Origin of the sequence: Flavobacterium sp. LC2016-13 (assembly GCF_009707955.1) — a bacterium.
In the GTDB taxonomy this organism is placed as follows: domain Bacteria; phylum Bacteroidota; class Bacteroidia; order Flavobacteriales; family Flavobacteriaceae; genus Flavobacterium.
The window spans coordinates 273,963-295,283 of sequence record NZ_WMDQ01000001.1 but is presented as its reverse complement, the minus strand read 5'-3'; the positions used below and the strand labels follow the sequence as shown (position 1 = coordinate 295,283).

The window sequence follows — 21,321 nt, the reverse complement described above, 5'->3', positions numbered from 1 at the left end:
CATGAAGCAAATACAATTCGTTTAAATTCGTGACAAACCTTTTAATTGCGCGGTTATTATACTTTTTAGTTTAATATCTCAGAAAAAAGCCATAAATTAGTAGTAAACACGTTGCATCATGAATACTATAGATCAGGAAAATATTTCGAAACAAAAGGCTTTAAGCAAAATGAAAAACAATGCTCTGGCACTTTTAGGTGTTGCAGTACTACTTTTTATTGTTGCTATTTATTTTAAGATTCCGATGTTACAGGCTTTTAGCGAAGCTGCAATGGTGGGCGGAATTGCAGATTGGTTTGCTGTTGTGGCGTTGTTTCGTCATCCGTTGGGAATTCCGATTTGGCACACGGCTATTATTCCGACTAAGAAAAATGAAATTGGCGAGAATCTTGGAAATTTTGTTTCTGAAGAATTTCTAAACCGGGAAAAATTAGAAATTAAATTAGATGAATTCAATTTTGCCGCAAAAGCTTCAGATTGGCTTTCGCAACAAGAAAACGCCAATAAAATTGCCAATTCGATAGCGCTGAATATTATTCCCGGAATTTTAAAAACCATAAAAGACGAAGATATTAAACGCTTCATTCAGGTTCAGTTTAAGGAAAAACTAGAAGCAATTAATTTTGGAGATTGGGTTGCATTGGCTTTAGAACCTTTGCAAAATAGTCAGGTTAAAGATCAATTATTGACGAATCTTTTGGAACTGATGAGTCAGGAATTGGCAAACAATAAAGATTTGATTCGTAAAAAAGTAAAAGAATCAACGCCCTTTTTGAGTTTTGGTTTGGCTGATAAAAGTATTTCAGAAGGTATATTTAATGGATTGGCTGAATTTTTAAACGAGGCTAAAAATCCGAAAAGTGCAGTAAGAACCAAAATAGATGAATATGTTCATGATTTTCTTGATAAAGTAAAAAACTCTGAAGAAATGAGAATCAAGATCAACAATTTGATTCTGGGGTTTGCGGGCAAAAAAGAAGTTCAGGATTATATTAACGGAATTTGGGATGAAATAAAACTTTCAATTTCAAATGATATTGAGAAAGGAGATCAATCTTCCATTAAAAATAATATTGCAAACTTGATTCAGGGTTTTGGAAGTGGAATTAAAGAAGATCCAATAATGATCGATAAAATAAATAATTTCATCAAAAATGATTTATTATCAGTACTTCTGAATAATAAAAAAGTGATTGGAGATTTAATTTCTTCAACGGTAAAAAGCTGGGATGGAAAAGAGGTTTCTGAAAAACTGGAATTAGAAATCGGAAAAGATCTTCAATATATCAGAATCAACGGAACTTTGGTAGGAGGAATGATTGGTTTAGTGATTTATGGAGTTGAATGGATATATCACTATTTTATAATGTGATATTCGCAATTTGTGTCATTTCGACGGAGGAGAAATCTCCGCAAGTAGCTCTATAGAGATTGGCGTTTTTAGGGATGGAGTTTCTTGCGGAGATTTCTCGTTCCTCGAAATGACAAAAAAAGGTTTAAAACAAAAAGAGACTAATTCTAAAATTAGTCTCTTTTTTTATTTAAAAATGGTGTTTTCTACAAAAGCGAATGACAAGTCATTGCAGCTGGTTGCTGAACGCCCATTAATTCTAAAATAGTAGGAGCAATGTCTCCTAAAACTCCATCATTGATATTTTTTAATTGTTTGTCAACTAAAATAATCGGCACAGGATTCGTTGTGTGTGCTGTATTTGGGCTTCCGTCAGGATTAATCATGGTTTCGCAATTTCCGTGATCGGCAATTACGATAGTAGTATAGTCGTTTGCAAGAGCCGCCTCGATCACTTTTTTTGCACAAGCGTCAACCGCTTCGCAAGCTAAAATTGCTGCACTCATGATTCCGGTATGACCAACCATATCACCGTTTGCAAAATTCAGACAAACGAAATCAACTTCGCCTTTATTTAATTCAGGAACAAGAGCTTCTGTAAGTTCAAAAGCGCTCATTTCTGGTTTTAAATCGTAAGTCGCTACTTTTGGGGAATTTCTTAAAATTCTGGTTTCTCCTTCAAAAGGAACTTCTCTTCCTCCAGAGAAGAAGAATGTTACGTGAGGATATTTCTCTGTTTCGGCAATACGAATTTGTTTTTTGTGTGCTTTTTCTAAAACTTCACCAAGAGTTTCGGTAATGTTATCTTTATTATAAACCACTTTTACGTTTTTATACGTTTCATCGTAGTTCGTAAGCGTTACATAATACAAGTTTAATTTGTGCATGTTTTGCTCGTGAAAATCTTGTTGAGAAAGTGCTTCTGTAAGTTCACGGCCTCTGTCAGTTCTAAAGTTGAAGAAAATTACAACATCATCTTCAACAATTGTTGCCAATGGTTTTTCTTGTTCATCAACCATTACAATTGGCTCAATAAATTCATCTGTAACATGATGCGCATAACTGTCAAGAACACTTGCAACGGCGTTTTGAGATGTTGTTCCCTGTGCATTTACAACCAAATCATAAGCTTGTTTTACACGTTCCCAACGTTTGTCACGATCCATTGCGTAATAACGACCAATGATTGAGGCAATTTTTACGGGAGTTTCTTTAATGTATTCTTCTAAATCATGAATGTATTTTGCACCAGATTTTGGGTCAACATCACGTCCGTCAGTAAAAGCGTGAACAAAAACATTTTCAAGACCATATTCCTGAGAAGCATCGATTAATCCGCGTAAATGCGAAGTATGCGAGTGAACGCCACCATCAGAAACTAATCCCAAAAAGTGTACTTTTTTATTGTTTTCTTTGGCGTATGTAAAAGCATCAACAAGTACTTGCTCTTTAGCAAGTGTTTTGTGTGCTACAGCCAGGTTTATTTTAGCTAAATCCTGATATACAATTCTTCCGGCACCAAGATTCATGTGACCAACTTCACTGTTTCCCATTTGACCTTCGGGTAAACCAACATTTAAACCATCAGTTCTAAGTTGTGCGCTTGGGTAATTTTGATAAAGACTGTTTATAAAAGGAACGTGTGCATTGTCTATTGCAGAAACTTTAGGGTCAGGAGATTTTCCCCAACCATCTAAAATCATAAGTATAACTTTTTTGTTCATGATTTTTGTTTTCTACAAAGATAAAGCATTTATAAAACTTGCAAAGAAAGCTTTGTTACAATTATGTTTAATAAAATGAACTGTATTTAAAAATATTAAATTAATTATATAAGTCTTTATTTTTTAAAATTAATTCAGGCTAAGCTCTCTTTCTAATCTTATTTTTGACGGCGTTATAGTCTATAAAATATTTTACACTTATCGAAAAAATGTGTTTTAAGGAATCGTTCGTCAGCAAGCTCGTTACATTATGCTTGAAATCCTTATCAATAACACGTTCAAAATTTGAAGCATTATTTCTGTACAATGCAGAAAGCTGGCTTCCCGGAGCAAACCACCAGGAATATGATAAATCTGCGTTCCAGGAATAAAAACTCGAATTTTTGTTCTCTGTATATTGAGAATATGGATCAAGAGTTCCGTCAGGCTGAAGTTCAAGAATATCCTTGTTTTCTGCCGAGGACCAATATTGACGTACTGCCAAATTAAGCGTCATAGCACTATTGATGGCATACTTTCCGGATATAGTATTAGCGTAAGTGATAACATCTCTATTCGCAAAAATGATTTTGTCAGTAGTATTTTCATTATCATCGTCATCAAAACTATCAATATATCCTTTATTGTTGTGTCTTTTTAAAATGCTAAAAGTATACGTCAGTAAAAGTTTGTCGTTAAAGCGATATCTCGGACCAATATCAACGCCGTATGTAAATCTTCCCTTATCTTCAGTAACAGAAATTGACGGATTTAAATCTAAAGCGAATTTATAATTGTAATTTGTTGATATGCTAAACCATGTTTCTACTCTTTTCGGAATTGCAACATATCTATTTTCGGCTCTTGGTTCATAATAATCATAACTTTCTAACGGATAAACCGTAACGCCCATTCCGTAATAATTGTTTTTTACTGTAGTCAGGTTTATGTTGGCATTAATACTGTTATCCTGTACTTTTCCGGATTCTTTATTGAATTCGGTATACATATTATAGTTAATTTTAAAACTATTAAAAAGTTTTGTTGGGTTTAGAATTCTATAATTTGCATTTCCGTAAAAATTATAATAATTGGTGTAAAAGTTGATTCCCAAATCATTTGGGTCAAAATCTTTCGTAACATAATCAGTACCAAAACTGTAACGATACTTGCCACTGGTTTCGGCAAAACCTATAGTTGAATAAATACCTGTTTTATCTTCAGGACCATTTATAGTACTGTATTTTACATTTCCTGATAGATTATAGGTATTTGCTTTTGTATTTAAATCCCAGGCAAGCCCCGTAACATTTGCATCCCGATAATGTGCATTTCGGGAAACATTAGTATTAATAAGTGTTACAGAAGAATTTTTACGAAAACGCTGATCCAAAACCAAAACATTATAATTCGTTAAAGGTTCAACAATTTCACGTCTTGTTGCTCCCGTTATCGTATCTTTTATAGTTGCGTATGTTTTTTCGGTAACAGCATTTAAAATTCCAACCCCTAATCCGTTTTTAGTTCTTCCTGAAACTTTCAAAGCATTAATAAGATTCACATTTTGAACCGTTTCAAATACTTCTTCATTATCCTTCAAATCCGGTTCAACAGATGGTTTTCCTCCAATTCTTCTCGAATAGAACATTTTTCCTTTATTAAACAAATCTGTTCCTTCTGTAAAAAAAGCCCTGTTTTCATTAAACTGCTGCTCAAACGGACCCAAATTTAAAATCTGATCATCATATTTTGCCTGTCCAAAATCAGGAATCAAAATAGCATCAAGCGTAAAAGCATCATTAATTCCATACTTAATATCCATTCCGCCTTTTACCGTACCGTACGTTTTTTGACCATCGGCAGCATTTAAATAATAAGAAGCATAAGGCATAAAAAATAATCGGGTAGGAGGTTTGATGTTTTCAATTCCTTCCAGATTTCCATTTTGCTGCGTAAAAGTGCCTACTTTAGTATCAATTAAAGACCATGTATATTTTCTGCGTTCGCGTTTTATTTCCCTAAAAAAATTAATTCCCCACGTTTGTTTATTTTCTGCAGAAAAACGCAAAGCCGCATACGGAATCTTCATTTCTACAATCCAGCCTTTGTCTGTTATTTTTGCTTTGCTAATCCAGACCGCATCCCAGGAATAATCTTCCCCAATGGCATCGGTCATAATACAATCGCCCTGAACATCGGCAGCAGAAACAAAAAACTCAAAATTTTGCTGTCCATCATTGAAACCATTAATGAAAACGCCGAAAATATCTGCAGTTCCAAAATTATCTCGTTGCGAGATTTCTTTTAAAATCTTTTCAGGTTCATCATCATGCATGATGGCGCCAATATAAATTGCGTCATTATTATATAAAACTTTAATATCTGTTTTTTTAGAATCTGGCATAGGTTTGCCATTATCAGGATCAAACATAACAAAATCTGAGGCTGTTGCTGCATTTTCCCATGCAGCTTCATCCAATTTTCCGTCGATAAGAATATTTTGCGAAATAGATTGCGCTTGCAGCGTTTTCTTTTGGCTAAAGCTTAAAAAAGTAGAAAACAGAAGACATAAAAAAGCTATTTTTTTCATGACAATTTTAAAGAAAGTAATTATTAATTGGATTATCAGTTGGATTAATAGACACACTTTTAATATAAAAGTTACAGTTTTCGAATGTAAAAGTACTATTTTCTTATATTTTCTTTAAGAAAGTACGTTAAAACGTTTAGTTTTTTAGCATAAGTAAATATCTTACAGAAACGGGTTTTTTTAGTTAATAATGTTAAAGTTTGATAAAAAAGTGCCTGATTTTCAGGCTTCTATTTTGTCAAGTATGAATTTTTTATACTTTTGCCCTACCCAAATTTATTATTAACCTAAAGAGATTCAATGATTTACAAAATTTATCCATTAGTGGTGTTTTTGTTATTGTCTTTTGGAAAAGACACAAAAAGCACTCCCGAATTAAAAGAGGTAACTGCAAAAAGTTTTGCGAAGGTTGAAAAAGTAACTATGGATGCTAAAATTGAAAGCGTTTATAGTGCATTAAATCCTAACAATTTTAAGTTACCGGAACTACGAACTTTTTCTGAAGCCTTAAAAGGTTTTTACTTATTGAAAGAAAAAGGATTAATTCAAAAAGACATTTTAACTTTAATTGATTTTAGTTTATCATCAAACACCAAACGTCTTTGGGTGATTGATTTGTCGACGAATACAATTTTGTTTCAGTCTTTAGTTGCTCACGGCAGAAATACCGGAGAAGAATTTGCAACTGCATTTTCAAACATAAATTCATCTTTTAAAAGCAGCCTTGGATTTTATTCTACCGGCGAAATTTATCAGGGAAAACACGGTGCTTCACTACGTTTAGATGGTCTTGAAAAAGGTTTTAATGACAATGCCCGCGAAAGAGGAGTTGTTATGCATGGAGCAGATTATGTTTCTGAATCTTTTATAAGAGAGCATAAAAGATTAGGCAGAAGCCAGGGTTGCCCGGCACTGCCAATTGAATTGACGGATGAAATAATCCAAACTATTAAAGATAAATCGTGTTTGTTTATTTATCATCCATCAAGAAGTTTTACGATGGAAGAAAAACTAATCTCTTAGTTTAGTATACAAATCCGAATCTAAATTATAAATATCAGCTCTGAACAGGAGCTGATTTTTTTTGCTCCACGCTGTCCAATACCATTGATATAAAGCATATTTTTTGGCAATTTTGATGTTTATCGTTTTCTTAGTTTCAATAATAGAATCGATTTTTTCTTTCGACCAATTTTTTGCAGGGATAGTATCACTTAAAATATGCTGTGCTAATTCTAAAGGATTTTCAATACGAACACAACCCGAACTTAACGAGCGATTATTTCTTCCAAAATAATTACGGTGATTTGTATCATGCAAATAAACACTATGATGATTTGGAAATAAAATCTTCATTAACCCCAAAGAGTTGTTATATCCGGGGCTTTGAACATATCTGTAACTATGAGGTTTGTTTTCATTCCACGCTTTCGGATCAACTTCATGATTAGAAGAATCAAATATCGTAATGTGTTTTTTTGCCAGATAGTTTCTGTTTTTTTTCATTTCAGGAACAATATCTTCCTTCAAAATAGTTGGCGGAACCGTCCAGGTTGGGTTAAAAACTACGGTTCTAAGTTTTGATGTTATAATAGGAGTTCTTCTTTTGCTCGTTCCTACGACAACATTTCTAACTAAAGTAGTATCTTGGTTTTCAACTACATTTAAGCTGTAATTAGGAATATTAATGATAAAATAACTATCTCCTAAATCAGTGGTGTACCATCTCCAACGCTCCAGATTGGCAATGATTTGTTGTTTTCTTTTTTCTTTAGAATAATTCAAAGCGCTTAAAGTTCCATAACCAATAACACCGTCAGCAGCCAAGCCGTGTCTTTCCTGAAATGTTTTTACAGCCTCAAATGTTTTTTTGTCATATATATTAGTAAGACTATCTTTTCCTGTAAGGTCTTTCCAGAATAAAAGCTTCTTTTTAATGTTGATTAAAGCATTATTAGTGTCTTTTAATACTATTTTATCAGCAGATTTAATGGTGTCTATCGCTTCTTCATCAGGATAAGTATTAATGATTTGAAGCGCATTTAATAACTCCTTGTAGGTTTGTGATTTTGGCTGAATATTTTCTACAACGCTGTCTAGTTTGTTTTTATTAAAAGCCTTTACAAGAACATTATTTACGTCAAAAGGTTTTTCTTCTAAATCCCAATCAGTATATAATTTCTTCGGATCAAGTTTTCCTTTATAAAGATGTTTTAAGTATAATTCAAAATTATAAGTAAGCAATATGTCGTAAGTAGCCAATTCTTTATCATTTAAAGAACTGATTCTTTTTTCGAATTTCTCAAGTGTTGAAGCCTTATAATCATCAGGATTTAAACCTAATTCGTCTGCTTTTTCTAATTGAGACAAAACATACGTTCTTTTTTTAAGATTTCCCCAAACAGTTTTATTTTCAGATGAATTATAAAATTGTTGAAGTGTTTCACTCTTAAAAACATTTATTAAGGCAGTGTCAATAACTACTTTTCTTTCGTCAGTAAGTATGATTGTAGGTGGAGGGGTTATTTTTCTGGGAACTGGTTTTGGTTCCTTTTTACAACTAATAAAAACACATATTACTAACAGAAAGTAAAGTTTCTTCATTTTATAATTTTTTAGACATTAAATAATGTTCGCCGACATCTTTGATATCAAATGGCGCGCCAATTATTTCGTAATTCATTTTTTTGTAAAAGCCAACAGCTGCTGTTCTGGCGTTAAACCAAATTAAATCAACATTGTTCTCATAGCAATAATTTTCGCAATGTTTAACCAGAGCTTCGCCAAATCCTTTCTTTTGATGCGTTTCTAAAACAGCCATTCCGCGAATTTGAGCCTGTTTTTTTTCAGCAAATATAGTGTTGGTTTGGGAGAATAACGAAATAATTCCTATTAATTCACTATTGTCAAATAATCCAAAATGATGGGTAGTGTCTAAATCGTCGCCTTCAAAAATGCAACTTTCTATAGGTTTTCCGTTTCTAAGAACGGGTTGACGAACGATATATGTTTCTTTTGATGGTATTTCCTTAATGAGATTCATAATTTGTAAAAAATATTTAAATGTATAACATTTTAGTTTTAAATAGGTTATAAGAAATAGTTGTTTTTAATTAATTTTTTTTCAAAAAAAGCTTGTTTTGAACTGAACTTATTTTTTATATTTGCACCAGTAATGCGAAAGTAGCTCAGTTGGTAGAGCTCCAGCCTTCCAAGCTGGTTGTCGCGAGTTCGAGCCTCGTCTTTCGCTCTAAAAAACCGAAACTTAATTGCTTCGGTTTTTTTATCAAAATTAAATAATTTTTGATTTTTATTTTTTTGAATCATTTAATTGTTTATATTTGCACCCTGTTAATGCGAAAGTAGCTCAGTTGGTAGAGCTCCAGCCTTCCAAGCTGGTTGTCGCGAGTTCGAGCCTCGTCTTTCGCTCTTCAAAATCCTCAAACATTGTTTGAGGATTTTTTTTTTGGTTTTATTTCACCATATAAGTGATGTAAGTTCATTTAAAAAAGTTTTGGTTCAATCCTAAAAAGCTTAAATTTTCTTATATCACTTATATGGTGAAAAACCACTTTTATTTTAAACTACTCAAATCGCTTTCAGTTTCTAATTCTTCCGGGATTTGGTTCTGTAAAAACAAACGAGCAGATAAATTTCCTTTTAAAGTGATTTTTTCTCCTTTTACTTCAAGCCAGCTTCCTTCTCTTAAGCCCAAAACTGGAACAGAATTAAAAGCATGAAATTCCTTAATTCTTGTTTCGCGTGTTTCTCCCATGTGTTTTGATTGTGTATCAGGATCTAAATAATGCGGATTTAAATTGAAAGGAATCAATCCTAAAGTCTGAAAGCTTGGAGGATAAACAATAGGCATATCATTCGTAGTTTGCATCGATAATCCGCAAATATTGCTGCCGGCGCTTGTTCCAAGATATGGAGTCCCATTTTTTACGGTTTCGGCAAGTAATTGCATTATATTTTGTTGGTATAATTGACTTACCAGTAAAAAAGTATTTCCGCCTCCTGTAAATATTCCTTCTGCATTTTTTATTGCATTTTCTGCATTTTCAAACTCATGAATTCCTTTTACAGAAATGTTAATTGCAGTAAATGCCTGCGCGACTTTCTCTGTATATTCAGTATGTGAAATTCCGCCCGGGCGAGCATACGGAATAAAAAGTATGCTTTTGCAATTTTTAAAATGAACTTGTAAAGTAGGTAATAAATACTCTAAGTAACTGCCTTCATGTAATGTAGATGTGCTGGCAATGATAATGCTTTTCATAAATTTTAAACTCAAATTGTTGCGGCTAAAGATATTAAAAAACAATTCTTCAGATTGAAAAATGCGGAGTAAATGTTTAATCATAAAGTTTAAAAATAAAGCTTTGTCAACTGTGTGTTTTTTATTAGTGTTCTTGGCGTTTAAATGAAAATTTAATTAACATTTTTTTACCAAGCTCTTAATACTAAATTTGGAATACATTAGGATATTTTTACATTTTAAGAATAATTCTAATTTTATTTCATTTTGATTAACAAAGTTTTCTGTGTTTTGGCAATTGTTTTGAGTCAGACTTCTTGGTCTCAGGATCAGGATCGTTCTGTTATAAACGGAAAAATCATTTCTAATACCAATGATTTAGAAGGTGTTTATGTGGTAAATGCTCAAACTGAAGCTATGGTCACAACAAGTGCAGACGGATCTTTTTCGATTATGGCCAAATCAGGCGACACACTTGTTTTTTCATCAATACAGTTTAAGGAAAACAGGGTTTTAATAACCCCTGAAAAATTTTCAGATCTTAATTTTACTGTAAAATTAAATCTGGTAATGCATCAATTACAGGAAGTAATTATTAAAACATACGATAATATTAATTCTGTTGCTTTAGGAATTGTTCCTGCGGGACAAAAAAAATACACCGAAGCAGAAAGAAAACTTCATACTGCAACCGCTTTAAATCCAACCGCAAATGCTGGATCGATGGCTGGAGGATCTATTTCTGCAGATCCTTTATTTAATTTTTTTTCCGGACGTACTGCAATGCTGAAAAAAGAAGTTGCAGTCGAGAAAAAAGAAACTTTTATGAGACTTTTAGAGAATATGTTCAGTCTCGACCACTTTGTGAATCGATTAAAAATTCCTAGTGAATATGTAAAAGGATTCGAATATTATGCAGTAGACAATGATAAGTTTACGGCAATATTAGATTCTAAAAACAGAACTTCAACAGAATTTCTTTTAGGAGAATTAGCTGTTAAATATAAAGAAATACTTGCTGTTGAAAACAAATAAATCCCTTGTTATATTACTATTCTGTATTTTTCAAATTTCGTTTGGACAAAGCAACGGCGCAAAAGAAATTCTCGGAAAAATATTGGAACAATCAACTTCTGTTGAAGGTGTAAACATCATTAATAATACAACGCAGGTTACTGCGGTTTCTGATGCTGACGGAATGTTTTCGATTGTAATTAAAGAAGGAGATGTGTTGGTTTTTTCATCAGTAAACTTAGAAACGCTTCAGCGCAGAATTTCTTCAGAAGATCTGAAATCCAGTTTGCTTCAGATAAAAATGGTTGCCAAGGAGATAGAGCTGAAAGAAGTTGTGGTAAACGAAAATGCAAATATTAATGCCGAAAATCTCGGAATTATTCCGCGTGACCAAAAAAAATATACGCCTGCCGAAAGAAAAGTTTATACAGCACAATCGACTGCGGGAGATTTGTTGTTGAATGCAATTTCCGGAAGAACTACAATGCTTAAAAAAGAGGTTAATATTGAGAAAAAAGAGGCGCTTTTTAGGAAAATGGAATATCTTTTTGAGGAGAATTATTATACGGAAAGATTGAAAATTTCTGTAGAAGATATTAAAGGATTTCAGTTTTATTGCATAGAAGATGGCGAATTTGCCGTATCTTTGGATAGTAAGAACAAAACAATGAGTATGTTTTTAATAACTGATTTAGCCAGAAAATACCTAAAAATTCTAGAAAATGAAAAAAAGCCTTAAAATACTCGCTATATGCCTATTTTGTCAAATTATGACAGGACAAAATTCAAGAAAACCTTTGCATGGACAAGTTGTAAATAAATCGCTGGCAATAGAAAGTGGTTATGTTATGAATATAAATGCCAATGTTAGAACTTTTATTGGCGTAGGCGGATTGTTTGATATTATGGCAAGACCTAAAGATACATTGTTGTTTACGGGATTGGCGTTTCAATCTAAAAAAATTGTTTTAACAGAGAAGGACTGTGCAGAAATACTTTTTTCTGTGCCTTTGGATTTAGTAAATATTGAACTGAAAGAGGTTTTGGTTCATAAAGAGCTTAAAGTGAAGTCATTGCAAGGAGGATCGCAAAGCATTACTGATATGCAATTTGAAGATGACAAGCTATCTAGTCCGGAGAATAAAGTAATGTATTCTGATCAGACGATTAAATACGGAATGGATTTCGTCAGAATCTTTAAAGATGTTAAAAAGCTCTTGCGCAAAGATGATGCAGTAAAAGAGGAAGTTATAAGTGATATTGCTTTTGTTGAATACGCGAAAGATAATTTTACGCCTGATTTTTATACAAAAACATTAAGTTTGAAACCAGACGAAGTAGACTTGTTTTTGATGTATTGTTCTAACGATTCAGAGTCTAAAAAACACTTAAAACCAGAAGATAAGTTTGAATTGATTGACTTTATGATCAATAAAAACAAAGAGTTTAAAAAAATTGAGATGAGTCAAAAATGAAAAATAGATTAATTTATCCTTTAATCGGGATATTGTTTTTATCACTTTCTGCTTTTTCATTCCATAAATTTTATATGGGAGTTTTTCAGGTCAATTATGCCGCTGAGAAAAAAATGATTCAAATTACTTCCCGCATTTTTATTGATGATTTGAATAATGGAATGGAAAAGAAATACCATCAAAAAATTTTCGTAGGAACTGATAAGGAAACTCAGACTGATATTGATTTATTGAAAAAATATCTTGCTGAAAATTTCACGATAAAAATAAACGGACAATCTAAACCCATTACTTTTTTATCTAAAGAAGTTGAAGCCGGAGATGTTTTAGTTTGTTACTCAAGGATTAAAGATATTGATAAGCTTAAAACGATCGAAATCTCAAACACTATTTTAGTTGACTGGAATGCTGAACAACAGAATATTACACATATTTCAGCATTTGGGACTAAAAAGAGTGTTCTCTTTACAGAATCTTCAAGGAAAGAAGTGTTAAAATATTAATGAATAAGTAAAATTATTATTTTAATTGTTATTTTCACACCCTGACAAAACTACCTATTCTATTTTATGAAAAAACTTTCATTATTATTACTTTTTCCTGCTTTTTTAATGGCTCAGGAAAAAAACACAACAACAGTTGCTCCAAAACAACAAGGAAAGTACGATACGAACAAATTTAGTCAAATGTATGACTTGTTGGCGACTCCTAATATGTTTCGTACAGCTTCTGGAGCGCCGGGTCCTGCTTACTATCAACAACAGGCAGACTATAAAATTGACATCGAATTAGACGATAAAAATTCAAAACTAAGCGGATCTGAAGTTATTACTTATTCTAATAATTCTCCTGATAGTTTAGAGTATTTATGGATTCAGTTGGATCAAAATCAGGCAAAAGCAAACACACAGTCGACTTTAGCCGAAAGCGAAAAAATGAATCAGGTTTTGGCACTTGACGGTTTTTCAAATAAATACTTAAGAAAAGACTTAGAACGTGGTTTTAATATCGAACAGGTAAAAGATATAAAAGGAAATCCAATGTCATATACGATCAACGAAACGATGATGCGTATTAATTTGGCAACTCCTCTAAAACCGGGAGAAAAAATTTCGTTAGCTATAAAATGGTGGTACAACATCAATAATTACAGAAAAGAAGGCGGACGTTCCGGTTATGAATTGTTCGAAAAAGACGGAAATAAATTATATGTAATTGCACAGTTTTACCCAAGAATGGCCGTTTATAACGACGTTGAAGGATGGCAAAACATGCAATTTTGGGGAAGCGGAGAGTTTGCTCTTCCTTTTGGAAATTTTGACGTAAATATTACAGTTCCTGCAGATCACGTTATTGATGCTACAGGAGAATTAACAAACAGAGCTGAAGTTTTTACAGCAGAACAGGTAAAACGTTACGAACAAGCTCAAAAATCATTTGATAAACCGGTTGTAATTGTTACTCAGGCTGAAGCTGAAGCAACTGAAAAAGGTTTCTCAGACAAGAAAAAAACATGGAAATTTAGTGCTAAAAATGTACGTGATTTTGGAATTGCTTCTTCAAGAAAATTCATTTACGATGCAATGGCGGTAAAATTGGGCGGTAAAATCGTGATGGCAGAATCTGTTTATCCTAAAGAAGCAAATCCGCTTTGGGGAGAAACTTCAACTATGACCGTTGCTCATACTTTAAAAAGCTATTCATCTCATACATTCGATTATCCTTATCCAAAAGCAGTTTCAGTTTCTGCAGAAGATCAGGGAATGGAATATCCAATGATTTGTTGGAATTTTGGTCGTCCTGATGAAAATGGAGTGACTAGTAAAGAAGTTAAAAACGGAATGATTGGTGTTGTAATTCATGAAGTTGGACATACTTTCTTCCCGATGATTGTAAACTCAGATGAACGCCAATGGACTTGGATGGATGAAGGTTTAAATTCATTTTTAGAGTATTTGGCAGAACAGGAATTAGATCCAAATTTTCCTTCAAGACGCGGACCTGCAAAAAATATTGTTCCATACATGAGTGGAGATCAAAAGTTTTTAGAGCCAATTATGTCTAATTCTGAAACAATCGTTCAATTTGGTAATAACGCTTACGGAAAACCGGCCACAGGTCTTAATATTTTAAGAGAAGTAGTTATGGGGAAAGATTTGTTTGATTATGCTTTTAGAACGTATGCAAACAGATGGAAATTTAAACATCCAACACCGGAAGATTTCTTTAGAACTATGGAAGATGCTTCTGCTGTAGATTTAGACTGGTTCTTTAGAGGATGGTTTTATTCAACAGATTTCGTAGATATCGGAATTAAAGATGTAAAACAATATTATGTTTCTGAAACCCCAACAGCTGATATTAAAGATGTAAAAGTGAGAAAAGGACGTTTTGGATTTGAAAAAGGACCATTCGTTTATTTAGTTTCCGGAGAAAATGCAGAGGTAAGCAGCTCAAAGAAAAAAGCATTAAAAGTAGAAGATGTAAAATTATTATCTGATTATGTAGATCAGACTTTTACGGCAGATGAAAAAGCGAGTTTAAAATCGCCTAAATATTTCTACGAAGTTGAATTTAATAAACCAGGCGGAATGATTATGCCAATCCTGGTTGAAATTACTTATGAAGACGGTTCTAAAGATAATTATCAATATCCGGCTCAAATCTGGAGAAAAAATAATGATACTGCCAAGAAAGTTTATGCAACTTCAAAAGCAATTAAAAGTATACAAATTGACCCAAAATTAATGACTGCTGATATTGATGTAACCAATAACTCTTGGCCAAAAGTAGAAGAAAAGTCAAAATTTGAATAAATATAAAAATGAAAGACTCTGAAAAGAGTCTTTTTTTTTTAAGTAAATTTTAAAACTCGCAGCTACAAAATTTAATATCTTTGTAGCTACACAAAAATAAAAGATATGTTTGGTATAGGTGGAGGTGAATTAGTTTTTATACTGTTTATAGTACTAATGCTTTTTGGTTCAGACAAAGTTCCTGAAATTGCCCGTACAATGGGTAAGGCGATGGCACAGTTAAAAAATGCGACGAACGATATTAAAAGTGAAATTCAGAAAGGAGCAGAAGCCAATGGTTTTGATGCTAAATCCTTGACAGATATCACCGGAAATATCAATGCTCAAATTAACGAGGCAAAAACTAACTTATTAGGAGATACTGCTAATTTATCGAGTAATTTATTAGGCGATACTGCTACAGAAATCGACAAAGTAAAAGAAGACATAGATTCAATCTCCGGACCTGTAAAACGCCAAATATAATGCTTGAAAACATAAAAGAATTAGATACCAATTTGCTTGTGTATCTGAATGGTTTAGGTTCTGAAACTTACGATGGATTTTGGCTGTTTATTACCAATCAAGTTTATTGGACACCATTTTTCCTATTTCTTTTTTATCTTATTTATAAAAAAGTAGGAGGTAAGCAAACCTTATATATTGTACTTTTTATAGCCATCCTGATTACATTTACAGATCAGGTAACTAATTTGTTCAAATATAACTTTCAACGTTTACGTCCGTGTAATAACCCTGAAATTAATTCACATATTCGTCTTGTTCTGACTCGACAATCGTATAGTTTTTTCTCTGGTCACGCTGCTAATACAATGGCGGTTGCAACCTTTTTGTATTTGATTCTGAAAAGCCGTTTCAAATACCTGGGATTTCTATTTCTATGGCCGCTTATTTTCGCGTATAGTCGTATTTATTTAGGATTGCATTATCCTGGAGATATTCTAACAGGTTATTTCTTCGGAGCGCTTTTCGGATTTTTATTATTCTTGGTTTATAGAAAATTAAAACCACAATATTTTCCTGAAAAGGTTGTATAAAAGGTTCTGAGGTGCTAAGTTGCTGAGATTCTAAGGTTTTTAAAAAAGAATTTAAGTAAAAAATTGTGTCATTTCGAGGAACGACAAATCATATAACGGAATTGCGGTTCGTTGCTCTTTGAATGTGATTTCTCGTTCCTCGAAATGACACAAACTATATTAAAGCTTAAAATAAATCAATTCTCAGGAATTATTTTCTCACTCCATTCCATTTCATTAGGAAGTTGTTGATTGCTGAACTCTATATGAATGACTCTTCTTCTTTCGTTATTTGTAGTTTTGTTAGAAGCATGAAATAATAGAGGTTTCATAATCATTATTCCACCTTTCTGTACTTCACAAATCGTTTCTTTTTCATTTTCAAAGTCAAGATTTTCAATCCTTAAAATTCCTTTTGAGTGAGAATTATTGATAACCTTTAAAGCACCATTGTCTTTTGTAGTTTTATCAATATGAATTCTAATAGTAAAATTATCTTCTAGAATTTCTTTTGGCGGCTGAACCGCAAATTGATTTTGCTTTACAGTCCAGTTCTCAAAGTTTTCTGTTTCTGTTTTTTTATCGACTGAAATGGTCAAATCCTGATGATAAGCAACAAACCAATTCGACTTTTCAGGTTTGTCAAAATATATGGATTTAGTTATGAAATAACCTTCTCCAAAGTTTTCTTTAATAATTTCCTTTAGGTCTTGATTGAAAATAAAAGGCAAAGTTTCAGGAATCTCTTTGTGAAATTGTCTAATAGCGAATAAATCCTGCGATTTTCTAAAGGTTCCATTATCGGTTTTGTTTTCTGTAGTATTTTCAATTAATGAAATCAGTTTCTCGATTTCATTTTCAGAATAAACATCATTAATAATTGCAAAACCTTCAGAATTTATTTCATTGCTGTAGCTCATTTATGTTTTTTTGAATAGAGTTAAAGAACCCGACTAACTGTCAAACCATCACGAATTGGTAATAAAACAGTTTCTACTCTCGGATCGTTTTTCAAAAGTAAGTTATATTCTAAAAGTACTTTCGTACTAACATCATTTGGGTGTACCGGCTCTAAGATTTTTCCGCTCCACAGAACATTATCAGATAAAATGATTCCGCCTTTATTCATTTTTGGAACAATCATTTCCCAGTAATTGAGGTAATTTTCCTTATCAGCATCAATAAACACCAAATCAAATTTAACATCCAAATTTGGAATAATATCAATTGCTTCGCCTAAATGCTGAAAAATTTGTTTTCCCCAAGGTGATGCATCAAAATATTTTCTTTGAAAATCGACCAATTCTTCTTTAATATCTATTGTGTGCAATTGCCCGTTTTCCTGCATTCCTTCGCATAAACATAAAGCAGCATAGCCGGTATAAGTACCAATTTCAAGAATATTTACCGGACGAATTAATTTAGACAGCATACTTAAAACGCGACCCTGAAAATGCCCGCTTAACATTCTTGGTAAAAGTATTTTCTGGTACGTTTCCTTATTTAGTTTTGCTAATAATTCTGGTTCGTTTTCAGAATGTTGTTCAATATAATCTTCCAGGTCTTGTGAAATAAAATGCATCTTGTAAGTGTTCTAATTTAAGAGCAAAAATACAAAAAATATTGGCTTACTTTTTTGCATAAAAAAAACCATCCGCCGCCGCGGATGGTTTTAATTCTGAATTTAAATAGAATTATTTTTTCAAAGCTTCATTTACATCTTTTGCTGTTTTTACAGTTCCGTCTTTAGCGGCTTTTGCAGCAGCTTCTGCTTTATCTGCAGCTTTTTTAGAAGCTTCTTTTACTTCTGTTGCTGTTTTTTTAGCAGCATCTTTTACTTCTTCAACCGTTTTATTCGTAGCAGCTTTTGCTTCAGCAGCAGCGTTTTCTACTTTAACTACAGCAGTATCTTTTGCTTGTTCAATATCTGTAGTAAGCGTGTCAACCTTGTTTCCAAGCGTTAAATCTTCTTCTCCCGGTTTTGGTTCTTTTTTCTCGCATGATTGTACAGCGAATGCTAATAAGGCAACAGCAGCTAAGCTTAAAATTTGTTTTTTCATGATTAATTCATTTTTAAAGTTGATAAAATATAAAGGTTATAAAGCTGAAAAAATAAAAATACAAATTTTAAAATTAAGCGCTCTTCGTAAGATTATTTTTCTTTTCAGAGCAAGACAATTGTTGTGCCAAAATTTTATTTTTTTTGAGTTTGATCCATAATTTTTTTTTCATAAGTATTATAAGAGTATTTCATGCAAACGAAAATCTGTTATAATTTGATTTTTTATTATTAAGGACAATTTATTTCAGTATTTAAAAATAATGGTTTTACTATTTAATGACCAAAACATTGTCATTTTTACTAAAATCATTTAATGTAATGTTGAAAATCAAACTCAGTTCTTTTCCGGCTCGAACAACTCCAAGAGCCGCTGTTGGAGGAGACATACCAAAATCAGCAAAGGTAATTTGGTTAGATCCTTTTAAAATAAAAATTCCGTTACCAGCCGTTACATTTACCACGGTTTTGTAATCTTTACTGATTCCTGCAATAGTATAAGTTCCGATCAAATTCCAGGTTGTTTCGTTTAGTTTATTTGCAGATTTTAGAACGTACTTGATATTTTTGTATGTTTTTGTGTCAAGGGTTTCGTAAGCCACGTCATCCATACTTGTTTTACTGCTTTTTATGCTCTCTGCAGGTAGCGTAATCGTTAAGTTGTTTATATCTGCTAGTTTAGAGTCTATAACGGTTAAGTTAGCAGTACCATTTCCTTCTGTAGATTTCATTACCCAATCGTGTACATTTGAAGTTCCGGCAACTTCAAAAGTTGATTTTGCCACACTATAATTTCTTTGTGCATTTGTCTGTAATGACAATGTTATAAAAATCACTGTCAATAAAATTGATTTAATTGCTTTCATTTTGATATGGTATTAGTTTGTTTTTGGAATAAGGAAAACTTCAATTGAGTTTTTTGTAGAATTAAAATCCTTTCCTTATTTCTTAGATCAAATTTATGATGAACACATATCGTAGAGAATGATAAAAATCATAGTTAGAAATTTATTTAATAACTATAATTATTATTCTGATTTAGTGTAGGCTCAATATAGCATCAGAATTTTTAAAGCAAAGAAGTTAGTTCTTGTAAAGGCTGAAATTGATTATAATATCATCTTTAACTTTTATTAATCCGGCCATTTTTACAGGTGGTTCTAACTCAAGATCTGAAAACTTTAGATTAAGTGTTCCCTGAATTTTATCATCAGAATTGTATAATATAAAGTCTTTGTATTTTAATATTTTATCTGTAATGAAAAAGTTGAGTTTGCATTTGTAATTTTTTCCGCTGGGTTTTACATCTGTAATGCAAACAGAACTATTAGGAAATTGTTTGACTTTTACGGTTCCCTGTAAATCTTTCGTCATTATTTTGTTGCCACAATCAAAACTTGACATTTTAATTTCGGTATTAAAAGCATTCTTTTTAACCGAATTTATATAAATGGTATCTTTTATAGAAAGGGTATTAGAACAATTGTATTTGCCAACAGTTGATAGTCCGGTAATTTCTATTTTAATTTTGTTTATTACCAAAGTTGTATCATCTGTTAAAAAAGTGGGTTTAGCACTTCCTAAGAAAAAGAAAATAGCTAAACCCATAATTAAAAAAATAAATCTCCTGAACATTTTATCAAAATAAAATTACTGCTTCGAACATCATCCCTTTAAAGCTTCCGCCAAAAAGATCGTTTGGAGTTGCTCCGTTAAATTGAGTAAAGTTTTTATAGTGTTGATCAACATATCCTAGTTTTGCTAAAACATTTTTAGTCATAAACCAGCCCGCTGCAGCTTCAAATCTGTTTATTTGAATAGCTTCGGTACTTGCATTTGAAAGTTTTCCGTCAACTAAATTGTATTTTCCGCCCACATAAAATCTTTCTCCCTCGCCAAAACGATAAATTAAATCTCCTACATATTGATTTACTTTACGACTGTCATCTGTACCTTTATAATCTCCTCCGGAAGTAAATTCTAACGTTCCAAAAAACTCAAAACCTTTGTATTTGATAAATGGGTTGACCATGTAAGATGTTGCCCAGTTTCCGTACCCGGGATTAAATCTTCCTGTATCCTTATTTGCAGTTGGATCAAAGTTGTTTGCTACAGTACTCATAGTTGCTCCGGTTGTTGGATCTGTAATGTTGTAATCAGCATGGCTCATTACACCGTAAAAACGGCTTCCGGCTCTATCAGAAGAGTATAAATTTCCACTAGAATTTGCAGTATGGTAATAAGACCCTGTTAATCTAATTCTCAAATCATTGTTGATTTGTTTATCCCAGCCTAATTTTGCAAGAATAGAAGGACTTATAGTTGTATTATTATCCGGTTTTGCTGCTGTAGAAGTAGCTGGTACAATTTCCTGAACGTTTTGGTTTAGTTTCGAATTGGTAACTCCAATCATACTCACAAAACCAGATCTGTTGTAATAAACTTCAGCTCCCATTTCTGTAATGAATGCATCCATAATATTGTTTCCTACGAAGGGATTTATAAAAGCATTTCCGTTATCAGATCTTCTAAAGTGTGCGTCACCATAGTTATTCTCCATTTGACCAATTTTGATCGTTGTATACTGCATGAAATCAGCAAGGAAATCTTTTTTAATGAAGTCAAGTTTGTCAATTTGCAAATAACCTCCTTTTACCCAGGTTTCATTGTGATGTCTGGAAGCCAGATAAACATCTAAGTTTACACGTACACCATCATATAATTGTGCTCCAATTGTAAAATTAGCATTTGGCAGATTGAAGTTGTTCTCTAAATTATTTAATCGGTAATTTGGGGCCGTAGCCAGGTTTTTTTGATCGTTAAACGAATTTAAAGCTTGAAATTGAAGAGCAAATGCAGCTCCCATATCTACACTTAGTCCTTTATAGGCAACAGTATCTTTTTTTACATCAAATTGATTAATGCCTTTTTGGCTTCGTGGAATCTGGTTTTGAATATGACCAAAACTTACCTGGGCATTAACAGCAAACGTGCTGACTAATGTTATGCATAGAATATAAATTTTCTTCATGGCGT

General features: G+C 32.5%; 20 protein-coding genes and 2 tRNA genes. 11 read left to right on the top strand and 11 right to left on the bottom strand.

Annotated features, from left to right (window positions below; all coding sequences use genetic code 11):
- Positions 1-118 precede the first annotated feature (118 nt).
- Positions 119-1,372 carry a DUF445 domain-containing protein gene (locus tag GKZ86_RS01330; protein ID WP_154781335.1) on the top strand — a complete coding sequence of 418 codons (1,254 nt, stop codon included), beginning with the start codon at positions 119-121 and terminating at the stop codon, positions 1,370-1,372.
- A gap of 185 nt (positions 1,373-1,557) precedes the next feature.
- Here the strand turns inward: GKZ86_RS01330 and gpmI are convergent, their stop codons facing one another.
- Both gpmI and GKZ86_RS01320 read right to left on the bottom strand, forming a co-directional pair.
- Complete coding sequence (gene gpmI / locus GKZ86_RS01325; protein WP_154781334.1) at positions 1,558-3,075, bottom strand: 2,3-bisphosphoglycerate-independent phosphoglycerate mutase; 1,518 nt, start codon at positions 3,073-3,075, stop codon at positions 1,558-1,560.
- 139 nt (positions 3,076-3,214) lie between these two features.
- Entirely contained in the window at positions 3,215-5,644 is a 2,430-nt protein-coding gene (locus GKZ86_RS01320; protein WP_154781333.1) for a DUF5916 domain-containing protein, read from the bottom strand.
- Between the two features lie 300 nt (positions 5,645-5,944).
- On the opposite strand from GKZ86_RS01320, the gene GKZ86_RS01315 reads away from it, so the two are divergent.
- On the top strand, positions 5,945-6,667 hold the full coding sequence (locus tag GKZ86_RS01315) for a murein L,D-transpeptidase catalytic domain family protein (RefSeq protein ID WP_154781332.1): 723 nt from the start codon (positions 5,945-5,947) through the stop codon (positions 6,665-6,667).
- Here GKZ86_RS01315 and GKZ86_RS01310 read toward each other — a convergent pair.
- Complete coding sequence (locus GKZ86_RS01310; protein ID WP_154781331.1) at positions 6,656-8,248, bottom strand: murein L,D-transpeptidase; 1,593 nt, start codon at positions 8,246-8,248, stop codon at positions 6,656-6,658. The two genes, GKZ86_RS01315 and GKZ86_RS01310, sit on opposite strands and share 12 nt — an antisense overlap.
- Position 8,249: 1 nt before the next feature.
- Complete coding sequence (locus GKZ86_RS01305; RefSeq protein WP_154781330.1) at positions 8,250-8,687, bottom strand: GNAT family N-acetyltransferase; 438 nt, start codon at positions 8,685-8,687, stop codon at positions 8,250-8,252.
- 134 nt (positions 8,688-8,821) lie between these two features.
- Here GKZ86_RS01305 and GKZ86_RS01300 point away from each other — a divergent pair.
- A tRNA-Gly gene (locus tag GKZ86_RS01300) sits at positions 8,822-8,894 on the top strand.
- Positions 8,895-9,000: 106 nt separating this feature from the next.
- Positions 9,001-9,073, top strand: a tRNA-Gly gene (locus GKZ86_RS01295).
- A gap of 145 nt (positions 9,074-9,218) precedes the next feature.
- Here GKZ86_RS01295 and pepE read toward each other — a convergent pair.
- On the bottom strand, positions 9,219-9,926 hold the full coding sequence (pepE, locus tag GKZ86_RS01290; protein ID WP_154781329.1) for a dipeptidase PepE: 708 nt from the start codon (positions 9,924-9,926) through the stop codon (positions 9,219-9,221).
- 246 nt (positions 9,927-10,172) lie between these two features.
- Between pepE and GKZ86_RS01285 the strand changes: the two genes are divergently transcribed.
- The 7 genes from GKZ86_RS01285 to GKZ86_RS01255 all read left to right on the top strand — a co-directional run bounded on the left by GKZ86_RS01285 (position 10,173) and on the right by GKZ86_RS01255 (position 16,247).
- On the top strand, positions 10,173-10,940 hold the full coding sequence (locus GKZ86_RS01285; protein WP_154781328.1) for a carboxypeptidase-like regulatory domain-containing protein: 768 nt from the start codon (positions 10,173-10,175) through the stop codon (positions 10,938-10,940).
- Complete coding sequence (locus GKZ86_RS01280) at positions 10,927-11,658, top strand: carboxypeptidase-like regulatory domain-containing protein (protein WP_317173639.1); 732 nt, start codon at positions 10,927-10,929, stop codon at positions 11,656-11,658. The genes GKZ86_RS01285 and GKZ86_RS01280 overlap by 14 nt, the downstream gene beginning before the upstream one ends.
- Positions 11,642-12,394 (top strand): hypothetical protein, encoded by a 753-nt coding sequence (locus tag GKZ86_RS01275; protein ID WP_154781326.1) that lies wholly within the window; start codon positions 11,642-11,644, stop codon positions 12,392-12,394. Before GKZ86_RS01280 ends, GKZ86_RS01275 begins: the two co-directional genes overlap by 17 nt.
- The gene (locus tag GKZ86_RS01270) at positions 12,391-12,897 is read left to right on the top strand and encodes a DUF6702 family protein (RefSeq protein ID WP_154781325.1); all 507 of its coding nucleotides are present in this window, start codon (positions 12,391-12,393) and stop codon (positions 12,895-12,897) included. The genes GKZ86_RS01275 and GKZ86_RS01270 overlap by 4 nt, the downstream gene beginning before the upstream one ends.
- 66 nt (positions 12,898-12,963) lie before the next feature.
- Positions 12,964-15,210 (top strand): M1 family metallopeptidase, encoded by a 2,247-nt coding sequence (locus GKZ86_RS01265; RefSeq protein ID WP_154781324.1) that lies wholly within the window; start codon positions 12,964-12,966, stop codon positions 15,208-15,210.
- A 105-nt stretch (positions 15,211-15,315) separates the two neighbouring features.
- On the top strand, positions 15,316-15,675 hold the full coding sequence (locus tag GKZ86_RS01260) for a twin-arginine translocase TatA/TatE family subunit (protein ID WP_154781323.1): 360 nt from the start codon (positions 15,316-15,318) through the stop codon (positions 15,673-15,675).
- On the top strand, positions 15,675-16,247 hold the full coding sequence (locus GKZ86_RS01255; protein ID WP_154781322.1) for a phosphatase PAP2 family protein: 573 nt from the start codon (positions 15,675-15,677) through the stop codon (positions 16,245-16,247). Before GKZ86_RS01260 ends, GKZ86_RS01255 begins: the two co-directional genes overlap by 1 nt.
- Before the next feature lie 176 nt (positions 16,248-16,423).
- Here GKZ86_RS01255 and GKZ86_RS01250 read toward each other — a convergent pair whose 3' ends face one another.
- The 6 genes from GKZ86_RS01250 to GKZ86_RS01225 form a co-directional block, all read right to left on the bottom strand.
- A complete protein-coding gene (locus tag GKZ86_RS01250) occupies positions 16,424-17,146 on the bottom strand; it encodes a phytanoyl-CoA dioxygenase family protein (protein ID WP_154781321.1) in 723 nt (240 codons plus the stop codon).
- A 20-nt stretch (positions 17,147-17,166) separates the two neighbouring features.
- A complete protein-coding gene (locus tag GKZ86_RS01245; RefSeq protein WP_154781320.1) occupies positions 17,167-17,808 on the bottom strand; it encodes an O-methyltransferase in 642 nt (213 codons plus the stop codon).
- A 112-nt stretch (positions 17,809-17,920) separates the two neighbouring features.
- Positions 17,921-18,286, bottom strand: coding sequence for a hypothetical protein (locus GKZ86_RS01240; protein WP_154781319.1), 366 nt, complete (start codon positions 18,284-18,286; stop codon positions 17,921-17,923).
- A 271-nt stretch (positions 18,287-18,557) separates the two neighbouring features.
- Entirely contained in the window at positions 18,558-19,151 is a 594-nt protein-coding gene (locus tag GKZ86_RS01235) for a YceI family protein (protein WP_154781318.1), read from the bottom strand.
- 217 nt (positions 19,152-19,368) lie between these two features.
- Complete coding sequence (locus GKZ86_RS01230; protein ID WP_228526612.1) at positions 19,369-19,893, bottom strand: hypothetical protein; 525 nt, start codon at positions 19,891-19,893, stop codon at positions 19,369-19,371.
- Between the two features lie 31 nt (positions 19,894-19,924).
- A complete protein-coding gene (locus tag GKZ86_RS01225) occupies positions 19,925-21,316 on the bottom strand; it encodes a hypothetical protein (protein ID WP_154781316.1) in 1,392 nt (463 codons plus the stop codon).
- Between the last annotated feature and the right edge of the window lie 5 nt (positions 21,317-21,321).

Bases quoted from the DNA above. Each gene is read 5' to 3' on its own strand.
- GKZ86_RS01305 (WP_154781330.1), bottom strand. From the start codon at position 8,687: ATGAATCTCATTAAGGAAATACCATCAAAAGAAACATATATCGTTCGT.
- GKZ86_RS01315 (WP_154781332.1), top strand. From the start codon at position 5,945: ATGATTTACAAAATTTATCCATTAGTGGTGTTTTTGTTATTGTCTTTT.
- GKZ86_RS01275 (WP_154781326.1), top strand. From the start codon at position 11,642: ATGAAAAAAAGCCTTAAAATACTCGCTATATGCCTATTTTGTCAAATT.
- GKZ86_RS01225 (WP_154781316.1), bottom strand. From the start codon at position 21,316: ATGAAGAAAATTTATATTCTATGCATAACATTAGTCAGCACGTTTGCT.
- GKZ86_RS01270 (WP_154781325.1), top strand. From the start codon at position 12,391: ATGAAAAATAGATTAATTTATCCTTTAATCGGGATATTGTTTTTATCA.
- GKZ86_RS01310 (WP_154781331.1), bottom strand. From the start codon at position 8,248: ATGAAGAAACTTTACTTTCTGTTAGTAATATGTGTTTTTATTAGTTGT.
- pepE (WP_154781329.1), bottom strand. From the start codon at position 9,926: ATGAAAAGCATTATCATTGCCAGCACATCTACATTACATGAAGGCAGT.
- GKZ86_RS01250 (WP_154781321.1), bottom strand. From the start codon at position 17,146: ATGAGCTACAGCAATGAAATAAATTCTGAAGGTTTTGCAATTATTAAT.
- GKZ86_RS01245 (WP_154781320.1), bottom strand. From the start codon at position 17,808: ATGCATTTTATTTCACAAGACCTGGAAGATTATATTGAACAACATTCT.
- GKZ86_RS01235 (WP_154781318.1), bottom strand. From the start codon at position 19,151: ATGAAAGCAATTAAATCAATTTTATTGACAGTGATTTTTATAACATTG.
- GKZ86_RS01240 (WP_154781319.1), bottom strand. From the start codon at position 18,286: ATGAAAAAACAAATTTTAAGCTTAGCTGCTGTTGCCTTATTAGCATTC.
- GKZ86_RS01330 (WP_154781335.1), top strand. From the start codon at position 119: ATGAATACTATAGATCAGGAAAATATTTCGAAACAAAAGGCTTTAAGC.
- gpmI (WP_154781334.1), bottom strand. From the start codon at position 3,075: ATGAACAAAAAAGTTATACTTATGATTTTAGATGGTTGGGGAAAATCT.
- GKZ86_RS01230 (WP_228526612.1), bottom strand. From the start codon at position 19,893: ATGGGTTTAGCTATTTTCTTTTTCTTAGGAAGTGCTAAACCCACTTTT.
- GKZ86_RS01320 (WP_154781333.1), bottom strand. From the start codon at position 5,644: ATGAAAAAAATAGCTTTTTTATGTCTTCTGTTTTCTACTTTTTTAAGC.
- GKZ86_RS01255 (WP_154781322.1), top strand. From the start codon at position 15,675: ATGCTTGAAAACATAAAAGAATTAGATACCAATTTGCTTGTGTATCTG.
- GKZ86_RS01260 (WP_154781323.1), top strand. From the start codon at position 15,316: ATGTTTGGTATAGGTGGAGGTGAATTAGTTTTTATACTGTTTATAGTA.
- GKZ86_RS01265 (WP_154781324.1), top strand. From the start codon at position 12,964: ATGAAAAAACTTTCATTATTATTACTTTTTCCTGCTTTTTTAATGGCT.